18 protein-coding genes are annotated in these 19,968 nt (G+C 43.8%); 13 read left to right on the top strand and 5 right to left on the bottom strand.

Annotated elements, in window-relative coordinates; all coding sequences use genetic code 11:
- Positions 1-38: 38 nt before the first annotated feature.
- From glyQ to ACFO4O_RS01300, 4 genes are all read left to right on the top strand, one after another.
- The gene (glyQ, locus tag ACFO4O_RS01315) at positions 39-971 is read left to right on the top strand and encodes a glycine--tRNA ligase subunit alpha (RefSeq protein ID WP_382405451.1); all 933 of its coding nucleotides are present in this window, start codon (positions 39-41) and stop codon (positions 969-971) included.
- Positions 972-987: 16 nt separating this feature from the next.
- A complete protein-coding gene (gene glyS / locus ACFO4O_RS01310) occupies positions 988-3,075 on the top strand; it encodes a glycine--tRNA ligase subunit beta (protein WP_382405490.1) in 2,088 nt (695 codons plus the stop codon).
- Between the two features lie 45 nt (positions 3,076-3,120).
- Positions 3,121-3,567 (top strand): early set domain-containing protein, encoded by a 447-nt coding sequence (locus ACFO4O_RS01305; protein ID WP_382405450.1) that lies wholly within the window; start codon positions 3,121-3,123, stop codon positions 3,565-3,567.
- Between the two features lie 102 nt (positions 3,568-3,669).
- On the top strand, positions 3,670-5,487 hold the full coding sequence (locus ACFO4O_RS01300; protein WP_382405448.1) for a cation:proton antiporter: 1,818 nt from the start codon (positions 3,670-3,672) through the stop codon (positions 5,485-5,487).
- Between the two features lie 125 nt (positions 5,488-5,612).
- Here the strand turns inward: ACFO4O_RS01300 and gyrB are convergent, their stop codons facing one another.
- From gyrB to dnaA, 4 genes are read right to left on the bottom strand one after another with little or no spacing between them, the layout of a single operon-like run.
- Positions 5,613-8,027 carry a DNA topoisomerase (ATP-hydrolyzing) subunit B gene (gene gyrB, locus ACFO4O_RS01295; protein WP_382405447.1) on the bottom strand — a complete coding sequence of 805 codons (2,415 nt, stop codon included), beginning with the start codon at positions 8,025-8,027 and terminating at the stop codon, positions 5,613-5,615.
- Between the two features lie 2 nt (positions 8,028-8,029).
- Positions 8,030-9,124 (bottom strand): DNA replication/repair protein RecF, encoded by a 1,095-nt coding sequence (gene recF / locus ACFO4O_RS01290; RefSeq protein ID WP_382405446.1) that lies wholly within the window; start codon positions 9,122-9,124, stop codon positions 8,030-8,032.
- Between the two features lie 13 nt (positions 9,125-9,137).
- Positions 9,138-10,265 carry a DNA polymerase III subunit beta gene (gene dnaN / locus ACFO4O_RS01285; RefSeq protein ID WP_382405445.1) on the bottom strand — a complete coding sequence of 376 codons (1,128 nt, stop codon included), beginning with the start codon at positions 10,263-10,265 and terminating at the stop codon, positions 9,138-9,140.
- 21 nt (positions 10,266-10,286) lie between these two features.
- Entirely contained in the window at positions 10,287-11,744 is a 1,458-nt protein-coding gene (gene dnaA, locus ACFO4O_RS01280; RefSeq protein ID WP_382405444.1) for a chromosomal replication initiator protein DnaA, read from the bottom strand.
- 561 nt (positions 11,745-12,305) lie between these two features.
- Here dnaA and rpmH point away from each other — a divergent pair.
- The 9 genes from rpmH (at position 12,306) to ACFO4O_RS01235 (ending at position 18,874) form a co-directional block, all read left to right on the top strand.
- Positions 12,306-12,440, top strand: coding sequence for a 50S ribosomal protein L34 (gene rpmH / locus ACFO4O_RS01275; RefSeq protein WP_382405443.1), 135 nt, complete (start codon positions 12,306-12,308; stop codon positions 12,438-12,440).
- The gene (gene rnpA / locus ACFO4O_RS01270; protein WP_382405442.1) at positions 12,441-12,815 is read left to right on the top strand and encodes a ribonuclease P protein component; all 375 of its coding nucleotides are present in this window, start codon (positions 12,441-12,443) and stop codon (positions 12,813-12,815) included.
- Positions 12,806-13,090 (top strand): membrane protein insertion efficiency factor YidD, encoded by a 285-nt coding sequence (gene yidD / locus ACFO4O_RS01265; RefSeq protein ID WP_382405440.1) that lies wholly within the window; start codon positions 12,806-12,808, stop codon positions 13,088-13,090. The genes rnpA and yidD overlap by 10 nt, the downstream gene beginning before the upstream one ends.
- 21 nt (positions 13,091-13,111) lie before the next feature.
- The gene (yidC, locus tag ACFO4O_RS01260) at positions 13,112-14,833 is read left to right on the top strand and encodes a membrane protein insertase YidC (RefSeq protein WP_382405439.1); all 1,722 of its coding nucleotides are present in this window, start codon (positions 13,112-13,114) and stop codon (positions 14,831-14,833) included.
- Positions 14,834-14,979: 146 nt separating this feature from the next.
- Positions 14,980-15,462: a YajQ family cyclic di-GMP-binding protein gene (locus ACFO4O_RS01255; protein ID WP_382405437.1), complete on the top strand. Its 483-nt coding sequence runs from the start codon at positions 14,980-14,982 to the stop codon at positions 15,460-15,462.
- A gap of 3 nt (positions 15,463-15,465) precedes the next feature.
- On the top strand, positions 15,466-16,854 hold the full coding sequence (gene mnmE / locus ACFO4O_RS01250) for a tRNA uridine-5-carboxymethylaminomethyl(34) synthesis GTPase MnmE (protein WP_382405436.1): 1,389 nt from the start codon (positions 15,466-15,468) through the stop codon (positions 16,852-16,854).
- Between the two features lie 88 nt (positions 16,855-16,942).
- The gene (locus ACFO4O_RS01245) at positions 16,943-17,374 is read left to right on the top strand and encodes a flavodoxin domain-containing protein (RefSeq protein WP_382405435.1); all 432 of its coding nucleotides are present in this window, start codon (positions 16,943-16,945) and stop codon (positions 17,372-17,374) included.
- Positions 17,375-17,396: 22 nt separating this feature from the next.
- Complete coding sequence (locus ACFO4O_RS01240) at positions 17,397-18,047, top strand: DnaT-like ssDNA-binding domain-containing protein (protein ID WP_382405434.1); 651 nt, start codon at positions 17,397-17,399, stop codon at positions 18,045-18,047.
- Complete coding sequence (locus ACFO4O_RS01235) at positions 18,044-18,874, top strand: DnaA ATPase domain-containing protein (protein WP_382405433.1); 831 nt, start codon at positions 18,044-18,046, stop codon at positions 18,872-18,874. Before ACFO4O_RS01240 ends, ACFO4O_RS01235 begins: the two co-directional genes overlap by 4 nt.
- On the opposite strand, the gene rhlP is transcribed toward ACFO4O_RS01235, so the two are convergent.
- Complete coding sequence (rhlP, locus tag ACFO4O_RS01230; protein ID WP_382405431.1) at positions 18,861-19,712, bottom strand: rhombotarget lipoprotein; 852 nt, start codon at positions 19,710-19,712, stop codon at positions 18,861-18,863. The two genes, ACFO4O_RS01235 and rhlP, sit on opposite strands and share 14 nt — an antisense overlap.
- Positions 19,713-19,968 lie beyond the last annotated feature (256 nt).

The following is a 19,968-nucleotide window of genomic DNA, read 5'->3' as shown; positions in this document are numbered from 1 at the left end:
CTTTATTTAATGCCTTAGAGCGAAGCAAGCGGTCTGATATGCACAAATACGATCTCGACACATTTCAAGGACTCATCCTTGCCCTGCAAGACTATTGGGCACAACAAGGTTGCGTGATCATCCAACCCTTAGATATGGAAGTAGGTGCAGGCACCTTCCACCCTATGACTTTTTTACGGTCGTTAGGACCGGAGCCGATGAACAGCGCCTATGTGCAGCCTTGCCGCAGACCCACTGACGGACGCTATGGCGAAAACCCTAATCGCTTGCAACACTACTATCAGTTTCAAGTGATGCTTAAACCTTCCCCAGCCAATATTCAAGAGCTGTATTTAGGCTCACTTGAGGCGCTCGGCTTTGACACGCTAGTCCACGATGTTCGCTTTGTTGAGGACAACTGGGAGTCTCCCACGCTAGGAGCATGGGGTTTGGGCTGGGAAGTGTGGTTAAACGGCATGGAAGTTACTCAATTTACGTATTTTCAACAGGTTGGTGGGCTTGAATGCACACCGGTTACTGGCGAAATTACCTATGGCCTTGAGCGCTTAGCCATGTATATGCAGGGTGTAGACAGCATTTACGATTTAGTGTGGACAAAGGGTCCCTTTGGTAATGTCACCTATGGCGATGTCTTTTTACAGAATGAAAAAGAACAGTCGGCATTTAACTTTGAGCATGCTGATGTGCCCTTTTTGTTTGAAAGCTTTGAGCAATGTGAAAAGGCCTGCGAAAAACTTATCGACGCGCAACTCCCCTTACCTGCTTACGAGCAAGTAATGAAAGCATCTCATGCGTTTAACCTGCTCGATGCTAGACATGCGATTTCTGTAACTGAACGACAAGGATATATCTTGCGCGTGCGCACATTGTCAAAAGCAGTTGCGCAAATGTATTTTGATTCACGTGAAACACTAGGCTTTCCGCTGTGTAAAAATGCTGAGCAAGCACAAGCAGCGCAGGGAGCGAAATAAGGCAATGACTGACAATATGGCATTACACACGCTTCTTATTGAGCTTGGCACCGAAGAGCTCCCCCCTAAATCGTTGAAATTGCTAACCGAAAGCTTTAAAGCCGGCATAGTAGATGAATTGTCAAAGCGGGACTTTTCATTTGAGGAAGTATTTGCTTATGGTGCACCGCGACGACTCGCCCTCAGACTAACTAAATGCCAACGTGTACAGGCCGACAAAGAGCTTGAAAAGCGCGGACCTGCGGTTAGTGCCGCATTTGATGCCAACGGCGAGCCAACTAAGGCTGCCGCAGGTTGGGCAAGAGCCAATGGTATAGACGTCTCGCAGGCCCAGCGTCTCGTCACCGACAAAGGTGAATGGTTATTGCATAAAGCCCGTGTGCCTGGTCTACGCTTGGACGATGTGATAGAAGACGTTATAAATAAAGCGCTCAAGCAGCTTCCTATTCCAAAGGCTATGCGCTGGGGCACAAGTGATGCCGAATTTATTCGCCCTGTGCATACGCTATGCCTAATGTATGGAAGCGAAATACTGCCAGCAACCGTTTTAAACATCGCCGCGTCAAACCAATGTTCTGGGCACCGGTTTCATGGCGACCACCGCTTTACCTTAAGCGATGCCGATAGCTATGAGGCGCAACTACACAGCCAATATGTGATTGCCGATTATGAAAAACGAATGCGTGCAATTGAGCAACAGCTGCAGGCGCAATCTAGCGCACTAGGTTTGCGCGCAGATTATGATCAAACGCTGCTGGAAGAAATATCATCGCTGGTGGAGTGGCCTGTCGTGCTCGAAGCTAAATTTGAAGCACGTTTTTTACAAGTGCCCAAAGAAGCTCTCATTTATACGATGAAGGACGACCAGAAGTATGTGCCTTTGCTGAGTGAAAACGGTGAGCTAAGCGAAACATTTTTGTTTGTATGTAATATTGAAAGTAAAGACCCGTCACAGGTGATTGCTGGCAATGAGAAGGTGATTCGACCTCGTTTAGCCGACGCTGAGTTTTTCTTCGAAAGTGATAAGAAAACGACGCTGGCTGAAAAAGCAGAAAAACTTAACGATATCTTGTTTCAAAAGTCCTTGGGCAGTATTGCTGATAAAAGCAAACGCGTTGCTAACATTACCCAGATCATTGGTAAGTTAATGCATGTCGATGATGCAACACTTTCTTATGCGAAACGTGCTGCGTATTTAGCAAAAGCAGACCTAGTCAGCAATATGGTAATGGAGTTTACTTCCGTACAGGGCATTATGGGTAGACATTATGCACAGCACGATGGTGAAGCCGATGAGGTTGCTGTTGCCATTGAAGAGCAATATCTACCTCGGTTTGCCAATGACACCTTACCTCAAAGCCAAGTAGGATTGCTATTATCTTTGGCCGAGAAATTAGACACGCTAGTGGGCATATTTGGCGTCAACCTTATACCTAAAGGTGACAAAGACCCATTTGCTCTGCGCCGAAGCGCAATTGGTATCTTGCGCATGCTAGTGACCTTTGACGTGGACCTGAATATCCAAAGTTTGGTGGAAAGCGTCACCGAGCAATTTGCTCAGCTCTTAACTAACAAAGAAACAAGCGAGCAGGTAAGTGCCTTCTTGTTTGACCGATGCAAACCTTTTTATGCCGACCAAGGGATCAGCGCCGATATTGTCAACTCCGTTATGGCGGTGCAAACCTCAGGCTCGTTCAGTGATATTAACAAACGTGTGTTAGCTGTATCAGAGTTTGCGCGCTCTCAAAACGCCAGCAGCCTCGTTGCAGCTAATAAACGGGTTGCCAATATTTTAAACAAGAACGCAATTTCTTTTGACGATATTCAGCCTATTGATGAGGCTTTATTGGAGCAAACAGAGGAGAAAGTGCTGTTTTCTGCCTATACGCTCACACAGGCCAGTTTAAGCGGCAGTACGAACGAGCTTGACCATTCACAGGCCTTGGTAGAATTGAGTGCGCTCAAGGAGCCTCTAGACGCATTTTTTGACAAGGTTATGATTATGGCAGATGATGAAGCCGTGAAGCACAACCGAATTTGCTTGATTGCCAATGTGCGCCGCTTGTTTTTATCAGTAGCAGATATATCAGTTCTCAACATCTAACACACTAGCGGTTGAGTGAATTATAAGGTTATGAAGTATACGCCTATGTCTAAATTACACACTCTTAGTTTGCTTACAGTCGTTGGTCTCTTAGGTGCATGTAGTTCGTCTGGAAACTCACAGCTGTTTAATTCTGTACCCGATAAAGACTATAGTGACGTATATTTGCGCGGCGTGTTTAATTGGTGGGAAGCTACCGATGCGTTTAAGTTTAGAGAGCTCGATGCTAACACGATGGTCGTTGAGCTTGACCTTATTGCCGATGGCCAGCCCTATGATTTTAAAGTCGCCGACAGTACTTGGTCGCCTGCATTTAACTGTGGACTCCCAGCATCTGGCCCTCTAATGCAGTTAAACAATGAGGTAGAGCTCTATTGTTTTAATGACTCCCTCAACCTTCAGTTTATCCCAGCCGAAACGGGCAAATACCGTTTTGAATTAGATATTTCAAACAATCAGTACCCTGAGTTAACAGTAAGTGTCGTCCAATAAAATCAGCGCACTGCTTTATCATTCATCGATTGACCTATTTATCATATGGTGCGTAATATCCTAAGGTAGTCCGATTACGGATAGACTTATAAGGATAATACTTTGATAGATCCCACTATTGCGCTTGTTGCCGTTGGCCTTCTTTCAATTGCATGTCAGTTTTTAGCACACAAGGTGAAGCTGCCAGCCATTTTGTTTTTGCTCATTGCCGGCATCATAGTTGGTCCGGTTACTGGCACATTCACCGCTGATGCCCTATTCGGTGATTTACTGTTTCCTATTGTCTCATTGGCAGTGGCCATTATTTTATTCGAAGGCTCGCTTACGCTGAAATTTAGCGATATCAGTGGCCATGGAAACATGGTGAGGAATTTATGTACATCTGGGGTGTTTGTTACGTGGGCAACCGTCACCCCTGCAGCATACTATTTTCTCGATATCCCACTTGGCCTAGCGGCTCTTTTAGGGGCGATTGTGACCGTAACAGGACCAACGGTCATTGTGCCCATGCTTCGAACTGTTCGCCCTTCGAGCAAAATAGGCAACATTCTGCGCTGGGAAGGCATTATTATTGACCCAATTGGAGCTCTGTGTGCGGTATTAGTGTTTGAATTTATACTGACGCAGCAAGACGCCCTCACCCACACATTCCTTGCCTTTGGCCAAACTATTTTGTCTGGTTTGGTCTTAGGCGTGTTATCTGGATATTGCTTGGGCCTGTGCCTTCGCCACAATTTAATCCCCCATTATTTACAAAACACCGCGACCCTCACCATTGTATTAGGTGCCTTCGCGTTTTCTAATGCATTGGCCCATGAGTCTGGTCTGTTAACCGTCACCATTGCCGGCATGATATTGGCGAATATGAAAAACGTCGATGTGTCAGACATTCTAGAATTCAAAGAAACCCTGAGCGTGCTGTTAATTTCAGGCCTTTTCATTTTATTAGCCACACGCATGGACTTTAGCGCGATACAGGCCGTTGGCTTAGGCGCAGTCATCGTTGTGTTGGTTGTGCTGTTTATTGCACGTCCGGCATCGGTATTTGTTTCTGCGATAGGCACGCAACTGAACCTAAAAGAAAAGCTGCTGCTTAGCTGGATTGCGCCTCGGGGTATTGTTGCCGCGGCAGTAAGCGCCCTGTTCGCACTCAAATTAGAGGCCGAGGGTTATCCTCAGGCGGAAGTATTGGTGCCCATGGTCTTTATTATCATTATTGCCACTGTGGTAATACAAAGCTTAACGTCTGCAAAAGTTGCCTCGCTGTTAGGCTTGCGATCTCCAGAACCAAACGGCTTATTTTTATTTGGCGGCAGCCAGTTTTCGCGTGAACTCGCCGCTGAGCTGCAGCAAAACGATATTCCAGTGATTTTAGCCGATACTAACTGGGATACTGTTAAAGAGGCTCGCATGGCCAATACTAAAACCTATTTTGGTAACCCAATGTCTGAGCATGCACAGCGTCATTTGGATTTAACCGGTATCGGTTCAGCGCTGATACTTTCGCCATACAAGCAGCTCAACCCGTTGGTAATGATGCATTTTGAACATGAGTTGGGCAAAGAAGCCACGGTACTTGGTTTAAACACCAGAGAGACCGAAGGAATGACAAGTCATCAGGTGTCGGAATCTTATGCGAAAAAACTGGCGCTATTCGATTCTTATGTAACCTATAGCTATCTAGCGAGCGCGATGAAGCGCGGGGCGAAGATAAAGACCACAGCGTTGACCGATGAGTTTAGCTTTGAAAATTATCTAGCTAAGTATGAGAATGAACTTGTGCCTTTGTTGTATTTGTATGAAGGAAAGGTAGGCGTGTTCTCAGGTAATAAGGAACTCACGCCAAAGTCTGGTTGGAAAATTATCAGTTTGGTACTGCAAGCGCCTACAAATGTAAAAGAAGAGGTGAGCCCCGCATAGATGACATGCATTAAATTTGCATAATCGATGTAGTGTTCTACTTTATGACATTACAGGCAAAAAAATCCCCTTGCATGAGGGGATTTTTATTTTTGTCATTGTAAACGGGCTTTATCGCAAACGTTTTAAACGTCCAAGTTCTCAACATTCAACGCGTTGGTTTCAATAAACTCTCTTCGCGGCTCAACTTGGTCGCCCATTAAGGTCGTAAACAGTTGGTCGGCGCCTATTGCGTCTTCAATGGTCACTTGCAACATCCTGCGCGAATTCGGGTCCATTGTGGTTTCCCACAGTTGTTCTGGATTCATTTCACCCAGTCCCTTATAACGCTGAATATATTGACCACGTTTGGCCTCGCTCATTAACCAATCTAGCGCCTGCTCGAAGCTATCAACAGGGAGCACTTTTTCTCCGCGTTTGATATAAGCGCCCTCTTCCATCAAATTATTGATGGTTTGATTAAGAGACATCATTTTTTGATACTCAGGAGAAGACATAAACTCTTGATTTATATGATATTCATAGTCAATTCCGTGACGTTTCATAATGATCACGAGCTCATTCTTGCCCGATTCATCCAGCCTAATTTCATATAAAAAGCTTTGCCCATCGTCTTCCGCGTTACTGAGCTTTTCAATCAACTCTTCACCTAAAAGATTAAGCTTAGATTTATCATCAAGCATGTTCTGATCAAGAACATTCGAATAAACTAATTGCTTGAGGATTGACTCCGGCATTCTTCGACTCATGCGGCCGATCATCGAAAATGTGCTTTGGTATAAGCGAACCATATTCTCAAGCGCAATACCTTGAATAGCCGGTGCCGAATCACTTACAAATAAACTAGCACCGTCAACGGCAATGTTAGTTAAGTGGTCGGTTAAGGCCGGTTCATCTTTTAAATATTGCTCCTGCTTGCCCTTTTTAATTTTATACAAAGGCGGTTGTGCAATAAATATATGGCCACGTTCAATCATCTCTGGCATCTGACGATAGAAGAATGTTAGAAGCAGGGTTCTGATATGTGAACCATCCACGTCAGCGTCAGTCATGATGATGATGCTGTGGTATCTCAACTTATCAGGATTGTATTCGTCGCGACCAATGCCGCAACCTAGGGCAGTGATAAGCGTAGCGACCTCTTGTGAAGACAGCATTTTGTCAAAACGCGCTTTCTCGACGTTTAGAATTTTACCCTTCAGAGGTAAGATGGCTTGGTTTTTACGATTACGACCCTGTTTGGCAGAACCGCCTGCCGAGTCCCCTTCCACTATGTACAGCTCAGATAGTGCAGGATCCTTTTCTTGACAGTCTGCCAACTTGCCGGGCAAGCCCGCTAAATCTAGCGCGCCCTTTCTACGCGTCATGTCCCGCGCTTTGCGCGCAGCTTCTCTTGCGCGAGCAGCATCTATAATTTTATTTACGATTATTTTGCTGTCGCCAGGGTTTTCAATAAGAAAGTCTGACAACTCTTCGCCCATGGTGCCTTCAACTGCTGTTTTTACTTCAGACGACACAAGCTTATCTTTTGTTTGCGATGAGAATTTCGGATCGGGTACTTTTACCGAGATAATAGCAGTAAGCCCCTCGCGTGCATCGTCTCCACTCGCATTTGTTTTGTTCTTTTTGTTGTAACCTTCTTTTTCCATATAGTTATTCAGTGTGCGCGTTAAAGCGCCTCTGAATCCTGCTAAATGGGTTCCGCCATCACGCTGAGGAATGTTATTGGTGAAACAAAAAACGTTTTCTTGGAAGCTATCATTCCACTGCATCGCTACTTCAACGGCAATGCCGTCTTCACGCTCGATGCTAAAATAAAAGGCATTTGGATGGATAGAGTTTTTGTTTTTATTTAAGTATTGTACAAAGGCCCGAATACCGCCTTCGTAGTGAAACTTATCTTTGCGTCCGTCTCGCTCATCTTCAAGGATAATCGATACACCCGAGTTCAAGAAAGAGAGTTCGCGGATACGTTTAGCAAGAATGTCGTAATGGAATTCTACATTGGTAAAGGTTTCTTCACTCGGCCAAAAACGAATTGTAGTACCCGTCTTGTCGGTATCGCCTACTGGAGACAAGGGAGCATTTGGCACGCCCATGGTATATTCTTGTTCGTATATTTTGCCGCCACGACGAATTGACATTTTGAGCTTACGTGAAAGCGCGTTTACTACCGAGACGCCGACGCCATGTAACCCGCCTGATACTTTATAAGAGTTATCATCGAACTTACCGCCAGCATGCAGCACGGTCATAATGACCTCTGCGGCTGAAACGCCCTCTTCTTCGTGGATCTCGGTCGGAATGCCGCGACCATCGTCACTTACCGAGACAGAGTTGTCTGAATGGATTTTTATAATGATGTCATTGCAGTGACCGGCCAAGGCTTCATCGATTGAGTTATCGACGACCTCAAACACCATGTGATGCAATCCTGTACCATCGTCGGTATCGCCAATATACATTCCAGGTCTTTTGCGAACTGCATCAAGGCCTTTTAGTACTTTAATACTCGACGAGTCATAATTGTTTTCTGACATCTTTACTCCTCATTCACGTGATCATGTTTCACGTGGAACACTTTTTTATTGTTATACTTTTCAGCAAAAGAGAGCTGTTGCTTCTCAATTGCAGTAACGAATACCTGAGCGTTTTCAGCCACTATGGTGTCTAGGAAAAACTCTCTGGTACCTACGTCTAGTTCCGCGGCAATATCATCAACTAAAAAAATACAGCTTTTGCCAGTACATTGTTTCAAAAGACGTACTTGGGCTACCAACAAAAGCGACACCAGCACTCTTAGCTGACCGCGCGACAAATATTCTGATGCGGATTTGCCATTAACAAGAAACTGAATATCAGCTTTGTGCGGTCCTGACGAGGTATTACCACGGGCAATGTCTTTGTCTAGCCGACCATCAATTGCCTCTTCTAAACGACAACCAGAATCCCAGCCAAGATTATACCTTAATTCGATTTCTACATCAGGTTTAAATTCGCGATATAAGGCCTTTAATTGCCCATTTAAGGCATTTAAATAGTGCTTACGATGCTGACTGATTATTTCGCCGTGTTTTGTGATGATAGTAGACCATACATCCTGCTGTGAAAACCAAGAAACTGGCTTACCGAAGGACATTTTCAACAAGGCATTTCGTTGCTCTAGCGCGCTGCTAAATGCCTTACTCGACTGAATAAACGATTGTTCCACGTGAAACACTAACCAATCTATAAAACGCCTTCTCAGCATGGGTGCGCCCAAAATTAGGTCACTGCTTTGCGGCGTAAATATTTGGATGGGTAAAATCTTTGCAATATCGGAAATCCGCCGCGTCTTTTCAGCGTTGATATTAAACACGAATCCGTCTGCCTTTGAACGACTGGCACCTAGTACCTGCTCCCCGTCCTGCGCTTGGAATTTACAAAAACTGGTTGCAGACAATGCGTCAGTTTGAATTATCGTGTTGGCTTTGTTCGTGCGAAAAGAACGCCCATAACCAAGGAGATGGATTGCTTCTAAAATGCTGGATTTGCCTGCTCCATTCAAACCATAGATCATATTGAATGAAGCAGAAGGATTAATGCGGGTCTCTGTGAAGTTGCGGAAGTGATTTAACCGCAACTGAGTAATGTGCATAAATAGTGTTTAACTAAAGTCTCATTGGCATGATGACATATTGAGACGACTCATCTTCTACAAACTCTTCTCCACTTTTCTTCATACCGTGCACTAATGCGCTGGCGTTTGAATCAGAGAGCTTAAAGATAACCGAGTGTGAATCAATTGCGTTTAGAGCATCAATTAGGTAAGCCACGTTAAAGCCAATCTCTAATGACTCACCCTCGTAATCTACGTCGATAATCTCTTCGGCTTGTTCCTGCTCTGGATTAGTCGCCGTGATCTTTAACTCGCCTGAATCAAGATTCAGTCGTACACCCTTAAACTTCTCATTGGTCAAAATCATCGCGCGGGAAAACGCACTTTTGATTGATTCACGATTTACCACCAAACCCTTATCGGTGTTTTTAGGGACGACGCGATTATAGTCAGGGAAGCGTCCATCAACGAGTTTGCTCGTAAAAATAAACGATGTGCTAAATATACGAATATGATTTGAGCCCAACTGCACTTTAATATTAGCGTCGCTTTCATCTATAAGTCGTGCAATTTCCATTACGCCTTTGCGTGGAATAATAACCTGCTTAACCGGTAGTTGACCGCCTTCGTATTCATGCACCGCCATAGCAAGTCTATGGCCATCTGTTGCCACCGAGCGAATTTCATTTTCGCTCGTCTCAAGACTCATCCCGTTCAAGTAGTAACGAACATCCTGCTGCGCCATCGAAAATTGAACTGAGTCTATCAAGTGCTTCAAAGTTTGCTGGCTAATTTCGAACTCGCTTTCACCTTCCCAATCTTCTAAATTAGGGTAATCGTCCGCAGACAGTGTAGAAAGTGAATAACGTGCCCGGCCTGAGCGTAAAACTGCTTTGTTTTCAGATACTTCAAAGATAATCGTGACATCTTCAGGTAAGCCCCTAACAATATCCAATACCTTTTTTGCGGGAACCGTAATCTGTCCATCAGAACTTGAACCCGAAAGCACCACATTAGCAATAAGCTCAACTTCTAAATCTGTTCCTGTCATCCATAGCTTACCGTCGTCCACCTTTAACAACAGGTTTGCCAAAATTGGCAGTGTATGACGACGCTCTACGGCCCCAGATACTAATTGTAGTGGCTGCAAGAAGTTTTCGCGGCTAATCGTAAAATTCATTTGTTATTCTCAATTATATGCTTAGGACGATAGTGTACGAATCAAGTTTTTATAATCTTCCTTGACGTCGTGATTTTCAGCTCTCAGCTCGGTCACTTTTCGGACCGCATGCAGTACTGTGGTGTGGTCTTTTCCACCAAACGCGTTGCCTATTTCTGGCAGGCTTTGGTTAGTTAGCTCTTTAGAGAGCGCCATAGCAATTTGCCGAGGCCTAGCCACACTTCTTGTTCTTCTTTTTGACAGTATATCTGAAACTTTGATTTTGTAGTAATCAGCAACTGTTTTTATAATGTTATCAATAGTAACTAACTTATCTTGCAAGGCAAGTAAATCTCGCAATGCATCTCGTACAAAATCAATTGTTATTGGCCTGCCTGTAAAGTTAGCATTGGCAATTACCCTATTCAACGCTCCTTCGAGCTCCCTAACATTTGACCGAAGACGTTTGGCGATAAAAAAAGCAACTTCGTTTGGCAGCTCAATTCTGTTTTCATTTGCCTTACGCATTAAAATCGCCACTCGCGTTTCAAGCTCCGGTGGCTCAATGACCACGGTGAGGCCCCAACCAAAGCGTGATTTTAATCTATCTTCCACACCATCAATCTCTTTTGGGTAGCGATCAGAGGTCAAAATAATTTGTTGATTACCCTCTAACAGTGCATTGAAGGTATGGAAAAACTCTTCTTGCGAACGGTCCTTTTTAGCAAAAAACTGAATATCGTCAATTAACAAGGCGTCTACCGAACGATAAAAGCGTTTAAAATCCTCTATCGCATTATTTTGCAGCGCCTTTACCATGTCTTGCACAAATCGCTCAGAGTGCATGTATACAATTTTTGCATCTGGCTTATTTGCAACAATGCCATTGCCTACCGCATGAATAAGATGCGTCTTACCTAACCCAGTCCCACCGTATAAGAAAAGCGGATTATAAGAATGCCCTGGATTTTGCGCGACTTGAATCGCCGCCGCTCTAGCCAGCTGATTAGACTTACCTTCTACAAAATTATCAAAGGTATATTCAGGCTTTACGTTACTTTTATGATTATTCAACTTTGGTAAGGGGACCGACTGATTTGGCTTAGCAAACACCTGTGCCGACTCATCCCCAATGTGCGCATTAATAGAAAGACTTGGTGACGCTTGATTGTTTTTTCCCTGAGCAAGTGCCTCTGCTTGAGCATGAGATTTTGCCTGAGCTTGCAAGGCCGACTTCATTGGATTGTGAGCAACCGGCGCTAATTTCTTCTCTTGCAGAATTAATTGCGGAGCATCAGGGCCATAAAGCTGAGAGAGTGTAGAAATAATCAGTTCGTAATACTTATCTTTTACCCAAGACAGCACAAATTGATTGGCAGCAAATAAATAAAGTGCGTCCCCCATGTACTCAGACCTAAGAGGTTTAAGCCAGGTATTAAATTGCTCACTGGACAATTCGTGCTTGAGTACTTCTAAACATTTTTCCCAACTGACAGACAAGACATTCTCCGCTTTGCACACTATGCACGTTAAAAATGGGGCGGTAAATATTAGGGGATCTCTTGGTATTTATCCACAGGCAAAATGATATTCTTTCGAAGTTTCGCTCAACTAGTGACGAAATCCGGCATATAAACTTGAATTAACTACATATTATTTAAAGTTATAGGAATCATACCTTCTATAAGGATGCGCACTGCCACCTTTATCAACCCTTATTTAATGAGGCCTTCAAGCAATAGATCCTTACATTATATAAATAAAATGGCATTGACCCCTTGCATTCCTGAAAAAATGTGGATAAGTAATTGTAATTAGAAAATCCCTGTGGATATAAATTAATCAAGTGTGCAAATTAGTCTCAAACAAAGCGAATTATCTAGAGTGTGTTTATGATTAATCGCCTGCTTTCGAAAAAGCGTGGTTTTTTATACACAAAGCCTTGACTTTAGCGGGCTTGATCACTAATATTCCGCGTCCAATTAATCAAGGGTAGTTTTTCCGAGCAGCAACTGCTTACTCGATAAAAAAACTATCTAAACACTGAAACGAGAACAGGTCATGAAAAGAACTTTTCAACCAAGTAATTTAAAGCGTAAGCGTTCTCACGGTTTTCGTGCTCGCATGGCCACTAAAAACGGTCGTAAAGTACTAGCTAACCGTAGAGCAAAAGGCAGAAAGAGTTTATCAGCGTAATTGTTCACTGCCACAGTGAACAATCCGCAGAACACTTTCCCGAGAGAGTCAAGATTATTGGCTCCTCGGCAGTTTGCTTTTGTTTTTGAAAAAGCAATACCCGCAGTCTCCCCCAGTATTACCCTTCTTGCACGTCACAACGATATTAGTCACCCTCGACTTGGCATTACTGTTGCCAAAAAGAAAGTAAAACTAGCCGTCCAGCGTAACCGCATTAAACGATGTATTCGCGAAAGCTTTAGATTACATGCCCATACGCTACCAAATGTTGATATTATTGTTGTCGGCAAACAGGGTTTAGGTAAACTCGACAACGCGAGTATTCACGCACAGCTCGAGCGGCTATGGGGGCGATTGATAAAAAGATGCCAATAGAAACTGCTGAACAATCTAAGCAACGAACGCCTATATTGGCCTTGCCGTTAATAGGGTTAATACGTTCATATCAACTGTTAATTTCACCCATACTTGGACAAAATTGCAGGTTTTTCCCCAGTTGTTCATGTTATGCTCAAGAAGCGCTAAAAACACACGGCTTAGCTAAAGGAAGTATGTTAGCCATAAAGCGTATCGTTAAGTGCCATCCCCTGCATCCAGGCGGCATTGATATGGTACCAAAAGCAACGCACCACAATAATCAACACGACTAACATTGTATAAATGAGAGATTTATGGAATCGCAAAGAAGTATCCTAATTATAGGCTTATTACTGGTAAGCTTTTTACTCTGGATAGAATATCAGGAAGCCTACGGACCACAGCCACCGCAAGCACCTGCAAACACTAGCTCTACTCAAACCCTTGATGCACAAGCTAATATTGGCATTCCCTCTGCTAGCGATTCTACCGTGGGAGAAATTGAGTCGTCTGCTGGCTCAGCACTCGATGTCCCAACTGACATTCAAGACACCACACCAGTAGCCCCTGTTGTAACTAACACAAATAGTAGTCGTTATATCGATGTGGTTACCGACACTCTGCATCTCACCATTGATTTGGTGGGTGGAGATGTCGTCCAAGCTGACTTAATACAGTATCCAGTAACGCAAGGCTCCGACGACTCTTATCAACTGCTTAGCCCCAAAGATGCAACGCTGTACGTTGCTCAAAGCGGATTGGTTGGCAAAGACGGACCTGACGGTACCGGCGGTCGTCCACGTTATGAGGCGAGTGCAGCAGAATATGTAATGGATGGACAGTCTCAACTTCGTATTCCGCTAACATGGCGCTCTGCTAACGGTCTAGGCGTTACCAAAACATTTATTTTTGATAGCAACAGCCACACTGCCTTAGTTGAATACGAGGTAGTCAACAATACTGCTAATACACTACAGATGCAGCAGTTTGCCCAGCTTAAACAAACACTCAACGAGCAGAGCGGCGGCTCTATGTTTATGCCTACATTCAGAGGCGCAGCATTCGGAACGCAAGACGATAGCTACGAAAAGCTCCCTTTTGGCGATATTGAAGATGAGCCAATGCGCACCGCTACGGTCGGCGGTTGGACTGGCATGCTAGAACATTATTTTGTGTCTGCGTGGGTACCTCCCCAAACGCAAACCAACACGCTGTATTCACGCATCGTTCAAAACAGCGCGATTATTGGTTATACCGGTGAAAGTTTTGTTGTAAACAGTGGTGATTCGGCCATGGTTTCATCACAACTGTATGTTGGGCCAAAAGACCAAGCGGTACTGGCCAAGCTAGCTAAGGGATTAGACCTCACGGTAGATTACGGTATTTTATGGTGGCTTGCTCAACCTCTATTTGCATTATTAAAACTCATCCAATCGTTTGTTATCAATTGGGGGCTTTCAATAATTATCATCACGCTTATTGTTAAAGGTGCGATGTATTGGCTGACCAAAAAGCAGTACGAGTCCATGGCTAAAATGCGTAACCTAGCGCCGAAAATGCAGCAGTTAAAAGACCGTTATGGTGAAGACAGACAAAAAATGTCTCAGGCCATGATGGAAATGTACAAGAAAGAAAAAGTTAACCCTATGGGCGGGTGCTTCCCACTCCTTCTGCAAATGCCAATTTTCTTAGCCTTGTACTGGGTGTTACTAGAAAGTGTGGAGCTGCGCCATGCTGACTTTATCTTCTGGATAACCGACCTTTCTGTGCCAGATCCTTTCTTTGTTTTGCCTATTCTTACCGGCGCAAGCATGTATTTACTGCAAAAGTTGCAGCCGATGACGATACAAGACCCACTGCAACAAAAGCTTCTGCAGTACATGCCTGTGGCAATGAGTATTTTCTTCTTCTTCTTCCCAGCAGGATTAGTCCTTTACTGGCTAATAAGTAACTTAGTGACTCTGGTACAAGCGAAAATTATATATGCGTCGATGGAAAAACGCGGTATTAGCGCGAAACCAGAGCGTAAATCCTAATCTATCGATTACTACTATTTAAAACGAACGAACAAAAAGCCCGTGAATACGGGCTTTTTTCTGCGTAAAACGTTTATAATATTGATTAAGAGATGAAAAGCGTATGCTTCTTAACTAATAAACATCTAAACATCGTGGAGTGACTCATGCCCTCATTTGATATTGTTTCAGAACTAAATAACGTTGACGTAAAACACGCTGTGGAGAATGCAAGCCGAGAATTATCAACTCGTTTCGATTTCAGAGGGGTTGAAGCATCCTTTGAATATAAGAATGAAAGCGTTGTAATGTCGGCAGAAGGCGACTTTCAGCTACAGCAATTACAAGACATGCTGCGTACAAGCTGCTCAAAGCGAAACGTAGATACTCGGGCGATGAAGGTCAATCCCTTCGATCACACCGGAAAAACATACAAACAGGTCATTGAGTTCAAACAAGGCATTGACCAAGAACTTGCCAAGCGCATCGTCAAGCTAATAAAAGAAAAAAAACTGAAAGTACAGGCGTCAATTCAAGGCGACCAAGTCCGCGTGACCGGCAAAAAACGTGATGACCTACAAAGTGCAATGGCGATGCTTAAAGCAGAAGACTTGCCGCTACCTTTACAATTTACCAACTTTCGTGACTAACATTTGAATACGAGCACTGCTTTACCCTCAACGCATACCGACACAATTGTTGCTCAGGCCACTGCGCCTGGTCGCGGTAGCGTTGGCATTATTCGAGTATCTGGCCCTAACAGCAAAGCTGTTGCCGAAGCGATACTCGGACAATGTCCCCCTCCTCGCCACGCTGTGTATCAGCCATTTAAAGATAGCCGCGGGAATATTATTGATGAGGGGCTGGCCTTATTTTTTAATAATCCTCACTCGTTCACCGGTGAAGATGTGCTCGAACTGCAAGGGCACGGCGGCCAAGTTGTTATGCAATTGTTGTTAGAGGCTTGCTTAGCGACAAAACTCGTTCGGCTTGCCCGGCCGGGTGAATTTAGCGAACAGGCTTTTTTAAACGATAAGATGGACTTAACGCAGGCAGAAGCCATTGCTGACCTGATCAATGCTTCCTCTATTCAAGCGGCAAAAAGCGCAGTCAAAAGTCTTCAGGGTGAGTTTTCAAAACATATCAAGCGCCTAGTTGACGAAGTCATACATCTTCGAATGTATGTAGAGGCGGCTATCGATTTTCCTGAAGAAGAAATTGATTTTTTAGCAGACGGCAAAGTGCAAAGCCATCTCAATGACATTGTTGCTCAACTGAATCAGGTAAAAAAACAAGCCAAACAAGGTTCGCTACTCCGTGACGGCATGCATGTTGTGATAGTTGGCAAGCCAAATGCCGGTAAATCAAGTTTAATGAACGCCCTGTCTGGCAAAGATTCGGCGATTGTCACTGACATTGCCGGTACTACCCGAGATGTACTTAAAGAACATATCCATATTGACGGCATGCCCTTACATATCATCGATACTGCCGGTCTTCGAGAGAGCAATGATGCCGTTGAGAAAATCGGCATCGAACGCGCGTGGCAAGAAATTCAAAAGGCCGACCGCATTTTGTTTATGGTAGACGCACAAACCGAGAGCGATGCACAAGCGCAGGATTTATGGCCTGAATTTTACGCTAAATTACCCAAAGATATGGGTCTTAGCGTCATTCGCAATAAATGCGACTTAACCAATGAAAGCCCCGGTATCGATAATAGTAAGTCTGACCCGGTTATTCGCATTTCTGCCCGAGAAGGTTTAGGTATAGAAGCGCTCAAAGCACATCTGAAAGACTGCATGGGCTTTGACCAAGCAGGTGAGGATCAAGTTATTGCTCGGCAGCGACACATCACAGCACTTTTAAACGCAGATGCTCATATTCAACAAGGTAAAGCGCAATTAGAGGGATATATGGCAGGCGAATTGCTGGCCGAGGAGCTAAGAATTGCGCAAGATTATTTAAATGAAATTACCGGTGAATTTACCTCAGACGACTTACTAGGTAAAATATTCTCATCATTTTGTATAGGCAAATAAATAATGGCGAGCGTGGTTCAATTGCCAGCTACCGCCTACTCTACAAACGCAAAAGCGACACATTATTAACAACACTCTTGGAGCGCATGTGAATTTTGAAATCATTGTAGGGTCTGTACTAGGTGCCAGTGAATATGTAGCAGACTCTCTGGAAGAAAAACTAGTGGCGCTTGGTCATCATGTTAACGTTCACTTTCAACCGAGTGTTGATGAAGTTGATTTTTCAAATCTATTAATTGTTGTGACCTCAACCCACGGTGCTGGCGATTTACCTGACAATATTCAGTCTTTTGAAGCGGCTCTCAGTCAACAAACCTTGCCTGACTCACGCTTTATTGTGATTGGTCTCGGCGACAGCAGCTACGACACATTCTGCCAAGGTGCCATTACAATGGAAGAAACCTTTAAAAAAACCGGCGCGGTGTGTATATCACAGCCTATTCACATCGATGTATTGCATCATCCTGTGCCTGAGGATGAGGCTTTACTCTATCTTGATAAAGTGCTTGAAACACTATGATATCTATTGTTGACCACCTCCCATGTTAAACAGCTTGGAACTTGCCGCATTAAGCCAAGCCGTTTCAAATGAAGCGAGAGTGCTCTATTGCCTTTACTTGCTCCCGCAGAGCCAGTCTGACGACAGTAAAATAACCATACATAACAAAGATATATTGGCACTGCTCAACAGCACCGACAAGCGTATTAGTCTTGGGCGTGAAATTAGCGCTTTGTTTGAAGAATTACACCATGCGGGCCTGATTGACATTCAAGGTGAACATGACTTTCAAAAAAGTTTAAATCGCCACCGCGTTACGCTGTTATTAAATAAAGCAGGTAAAGACTTACAAGACTCTGATTTACATGCACAACATCAAAAAATAAGCGTATCTTGGCGGCCAGATAATCATTTATTCGAACAAATTTGTGCATTAGTTGGTGTGATTGACTTACATTTTGACGCTGAAGAACTTGGGGAGTTTATTGCTTACTGGCTAGGCAGACCCGAGTCCCAACATACGCCTTATCAGTGGACGCAAAAGTTTGTGTTACATTTAAAACATCGACGCATACGCAAACCCATAAGCGGCGAAAAAAGTAAGGTGGGTCATCAGTGGGTAGAAACACAGGCCGGAATAGAGTTTGACGATAACGTGAAAAAACTTGTTAAAAAATACAGTGAGCAATCATGAAAAGTCTTCAAGATAGATTAAACGACATTGGCAGAGCGCTCGGCAAGGATGTGGATAAACTCAATAAAGAAGCCCAGCCTTACGATTATAAAAAACAGCGAGCCCATTACGACACGCTTGCCAATCAAGAGATTGGTAAGTTACAACAGCAAAGTAAACAAAAGCGTGTAGAGGCGCTTTATGGTCAGTCAGAACTGAATAAACACTGGACCTTTGACACGCTGCAAGAAGATGCACCCGATGTTATCGAAGCAATAAGCATCGCGCGTTCGTTTATTGCCGCGCATAAAGATGCTGGTTGGCGCAATAGTAATGCCCACATGATGCTATTTTACGGCGATTATGGTCGCGGCAAATCACACATCGCTGGTGCCATTGCACATCAACTCATCCAACAGTTTGAAACAACCGTGCTGTATCGTCAGTTACAGACATTATTAGAAATGCGCTTTTTTTCCTATGACTATCAGGCAAATGACAACGCATCGCAGCAGTTTAGAGAAATAAACAAACAGCTTCACGACGTTGATTTGCTCATCCTCGATGAAGTGTGTGTTAACGAAACTGTGCTTAAAAAGAGTGCGCAGAGTTGGTTGGGTAATCTGCTTCGCCAGCGTGCGGCAAACAATAAAAATTGCATATTAATCACCAACCACAACCTTGCCGAATTAGAAAAGGCATTAGGTCGTTACTGCTTTGAATCAATGAAAGAATACGAAACTTATAAAGTGCGCTTTCAAGGGCCGAGCCGGCGTGAGGCTATAAGCCAAGGCCAAGCTGAGCCATCAAATCAACAGGGTAGTGCTTATCGTCCTAATGAAATTTAATTGCCTCAATACGCCGACCGCAAACGCACATCCATAAACACAAAATAAATAGCAAACTCGTTGTACCGCCACTGCCGGTATATCCCTCACGGGTTTGCACTTTTGCTATATTTTCTTCTTTTATTCGCGTTTTAAACGCAGCTAATTCAGCGTCTAAGTTCTGATTCATATCGGCAACAGCAAGTTGAAAACCTTCTATCGATTTTTCAGATATTGCGCTATTGACGCCCACTGCCGTGCTGCGTTGTTCCAACTTACTAATACCGGGTGCCCTAAATAACATTTTGCGGCTTTTAATATCAAACACCGCAGTATCGACAAAGGTTTGCACACTATTTTCGTTGCCGGGAATAACGTACATTCCTACAATCGTCCAGTACAATATTGCTGCGTTATTTTCCAATGTCTGATTCACTTGGTCGTAAGACACCAAGGCCATTACATCAACATCGTATAATCTCCCTACCTGCTCAAGTGCAGTAAAACCTTGGCTGCCGCTTAAATAGGTGCTGGGTATAATTTCGATTCGGTCTATGTAATCGTATTGCAAAAACGCGCTTTTCACTTGATTTAACAGCTCTATTTGGTCTTTGCTATGAATACCATTGTCTGCCCAATTTTTTGAGGGAACGAAGGCCAAGCCGACTTTCACTGGTAAAGTCAAAACCGGTATGTCTGGCGCAATAGCCTCACGGCTTGCTGCATCAGGATAGAGAAAATCAGTTAAACTGCTAGAACGGCTTGCTTTGTTTGTTCCCTCACTAAAAAAGCTACTGCAGCCTGAGAGTAGTATGCCAACCAGCAAAATAATGCTAATCAGTTTAATTCGATTGTTCATGCTCTTCCTTAATAGTAACAATTTGCTTGTGAGAGTGATGCGCAAGCGCTACTCAGTGTTTATATACAGCATATATGTAGACTGAACTTACATTAAACGCAATATACACGAGTAAAATTGAACACATAATAGACAAAATAATTTCTTAACTAAAAAAAGACCCTGTGGATAAGTAAGGTACAACTCTGTGATCAGACAAGGAATAAAATCTGGACAGTTTTTCGAAAAATTTTGCCTGTGGACAGAACACCGCTTT

The organism is Glaciecola siphonariae, from assembly GCF_042652645.1.
Classification (GTDB): domain Bacteria; phylum Pseudomonadota; class Gammaproteobacteria; order Enterobacterales; family Alteromonadaceae; genus Glaciecola; species Glaciecola siphonariae.
The sequence above is the reverse complement of the archived record's forward strand: the minus strand, read 5'-3'. Positions and strand labels throughout refer to the sequence as shown.

What these genes read in the sequence shown, in the direction of transcription:
- ACFO4O_RS01255 (WP_382405437.1), top strand. Translation starts at nt 14,980, where the DNA reads ATGCCCTCATTTGATATTGTTTCAGAACTAAATAACGTTGACGTAAAA.
- ACFO4O_RS01240 (WP_382405434.1), top strand. Translation starts at nt 17,397, where the DNA reads ATGTTAAACAGCTTGGAACTTGCCGCATTAAGCCAAGCCGTTTCAAAT.
- glyQ (WP_382405451.1), top strand. Translation starts at nt 39, where the DNA reads ATGCACAAATACGATCTCGACACATTTCAAGGACTCATCCTTGCCCTG.
- ACFO4O_RS01305 (WP_382405450.1), top strand. Translation starts at nt 3,121, where the DNA reads ATGTCTAAATTACACACTCTTAGTTTGCTTACAGTCGTTGGTCTCTTA.
- yidC (WP_382405439.1), top strand. Translation starts at nt 13,112, where the DNA reads ATGGAATCGCAAAGAAGTATCCTAATTATAGGCTTATTACTGGTAAGC.
- gyrB (WP_382405447.1), bottom strand. Translation starts at nt 8,027, where the DNA reads ATGTCAGAAAACAATTATGACTCGTCGAGTATTAAAGTACTAAAAGGC.
- glyS (WP_382405490.1), top strand. Translation starts at nt 988, where the DNA reads ATGGCATTACACACGCTTCTTATTGAGCTTGGCACCGAAGAGCTCCCC.
- ACFO4O_RS01235 (WP_382405433.1), top strand. Translation starts at nt 18,044, where the DNA reads ATGAAAAGTCTTCAAGATAGATTAAACGACATTGGCAGAGCGCTCGGC.
- rpmH (WP_382405443.1), top strand. Translation starts at nt 12,306, where the DNA reads ATGAAAAGAACTTTTCAACCAAGTAATTTAAAGCGTAAGCGTTCTCAC.
- dnaN (WP_382405445.1), bottom strand. Translation starts at nt 10,265, where the DNA reads ATGAATTTTACGATTAGCCGCGAAAACTTCTTGCAGCCACTACAATTA.
- yidD (WP_382405440.1), top strand. Translation starts at nt 12,806, where the DNA reads ATGCCAATAGAAACTGCTGAACAATCTAAGCAACGAACGCCTATATTG.
- recF (WP_382405446.1), bottom strand. Translation starts at nt 9,124, where the DNA reads ATGCACATTACTCAGTTGCGGTTAAATCACTTCCGCAACTTCACAGAG.
- rhlP (WP_382405431.1), bottom strand. Translation starts at nt 19,712, where the DNA reads ATGAACAATCGAATTAAACTGATTAGCATTATTTTGCTGGTTGGCATA.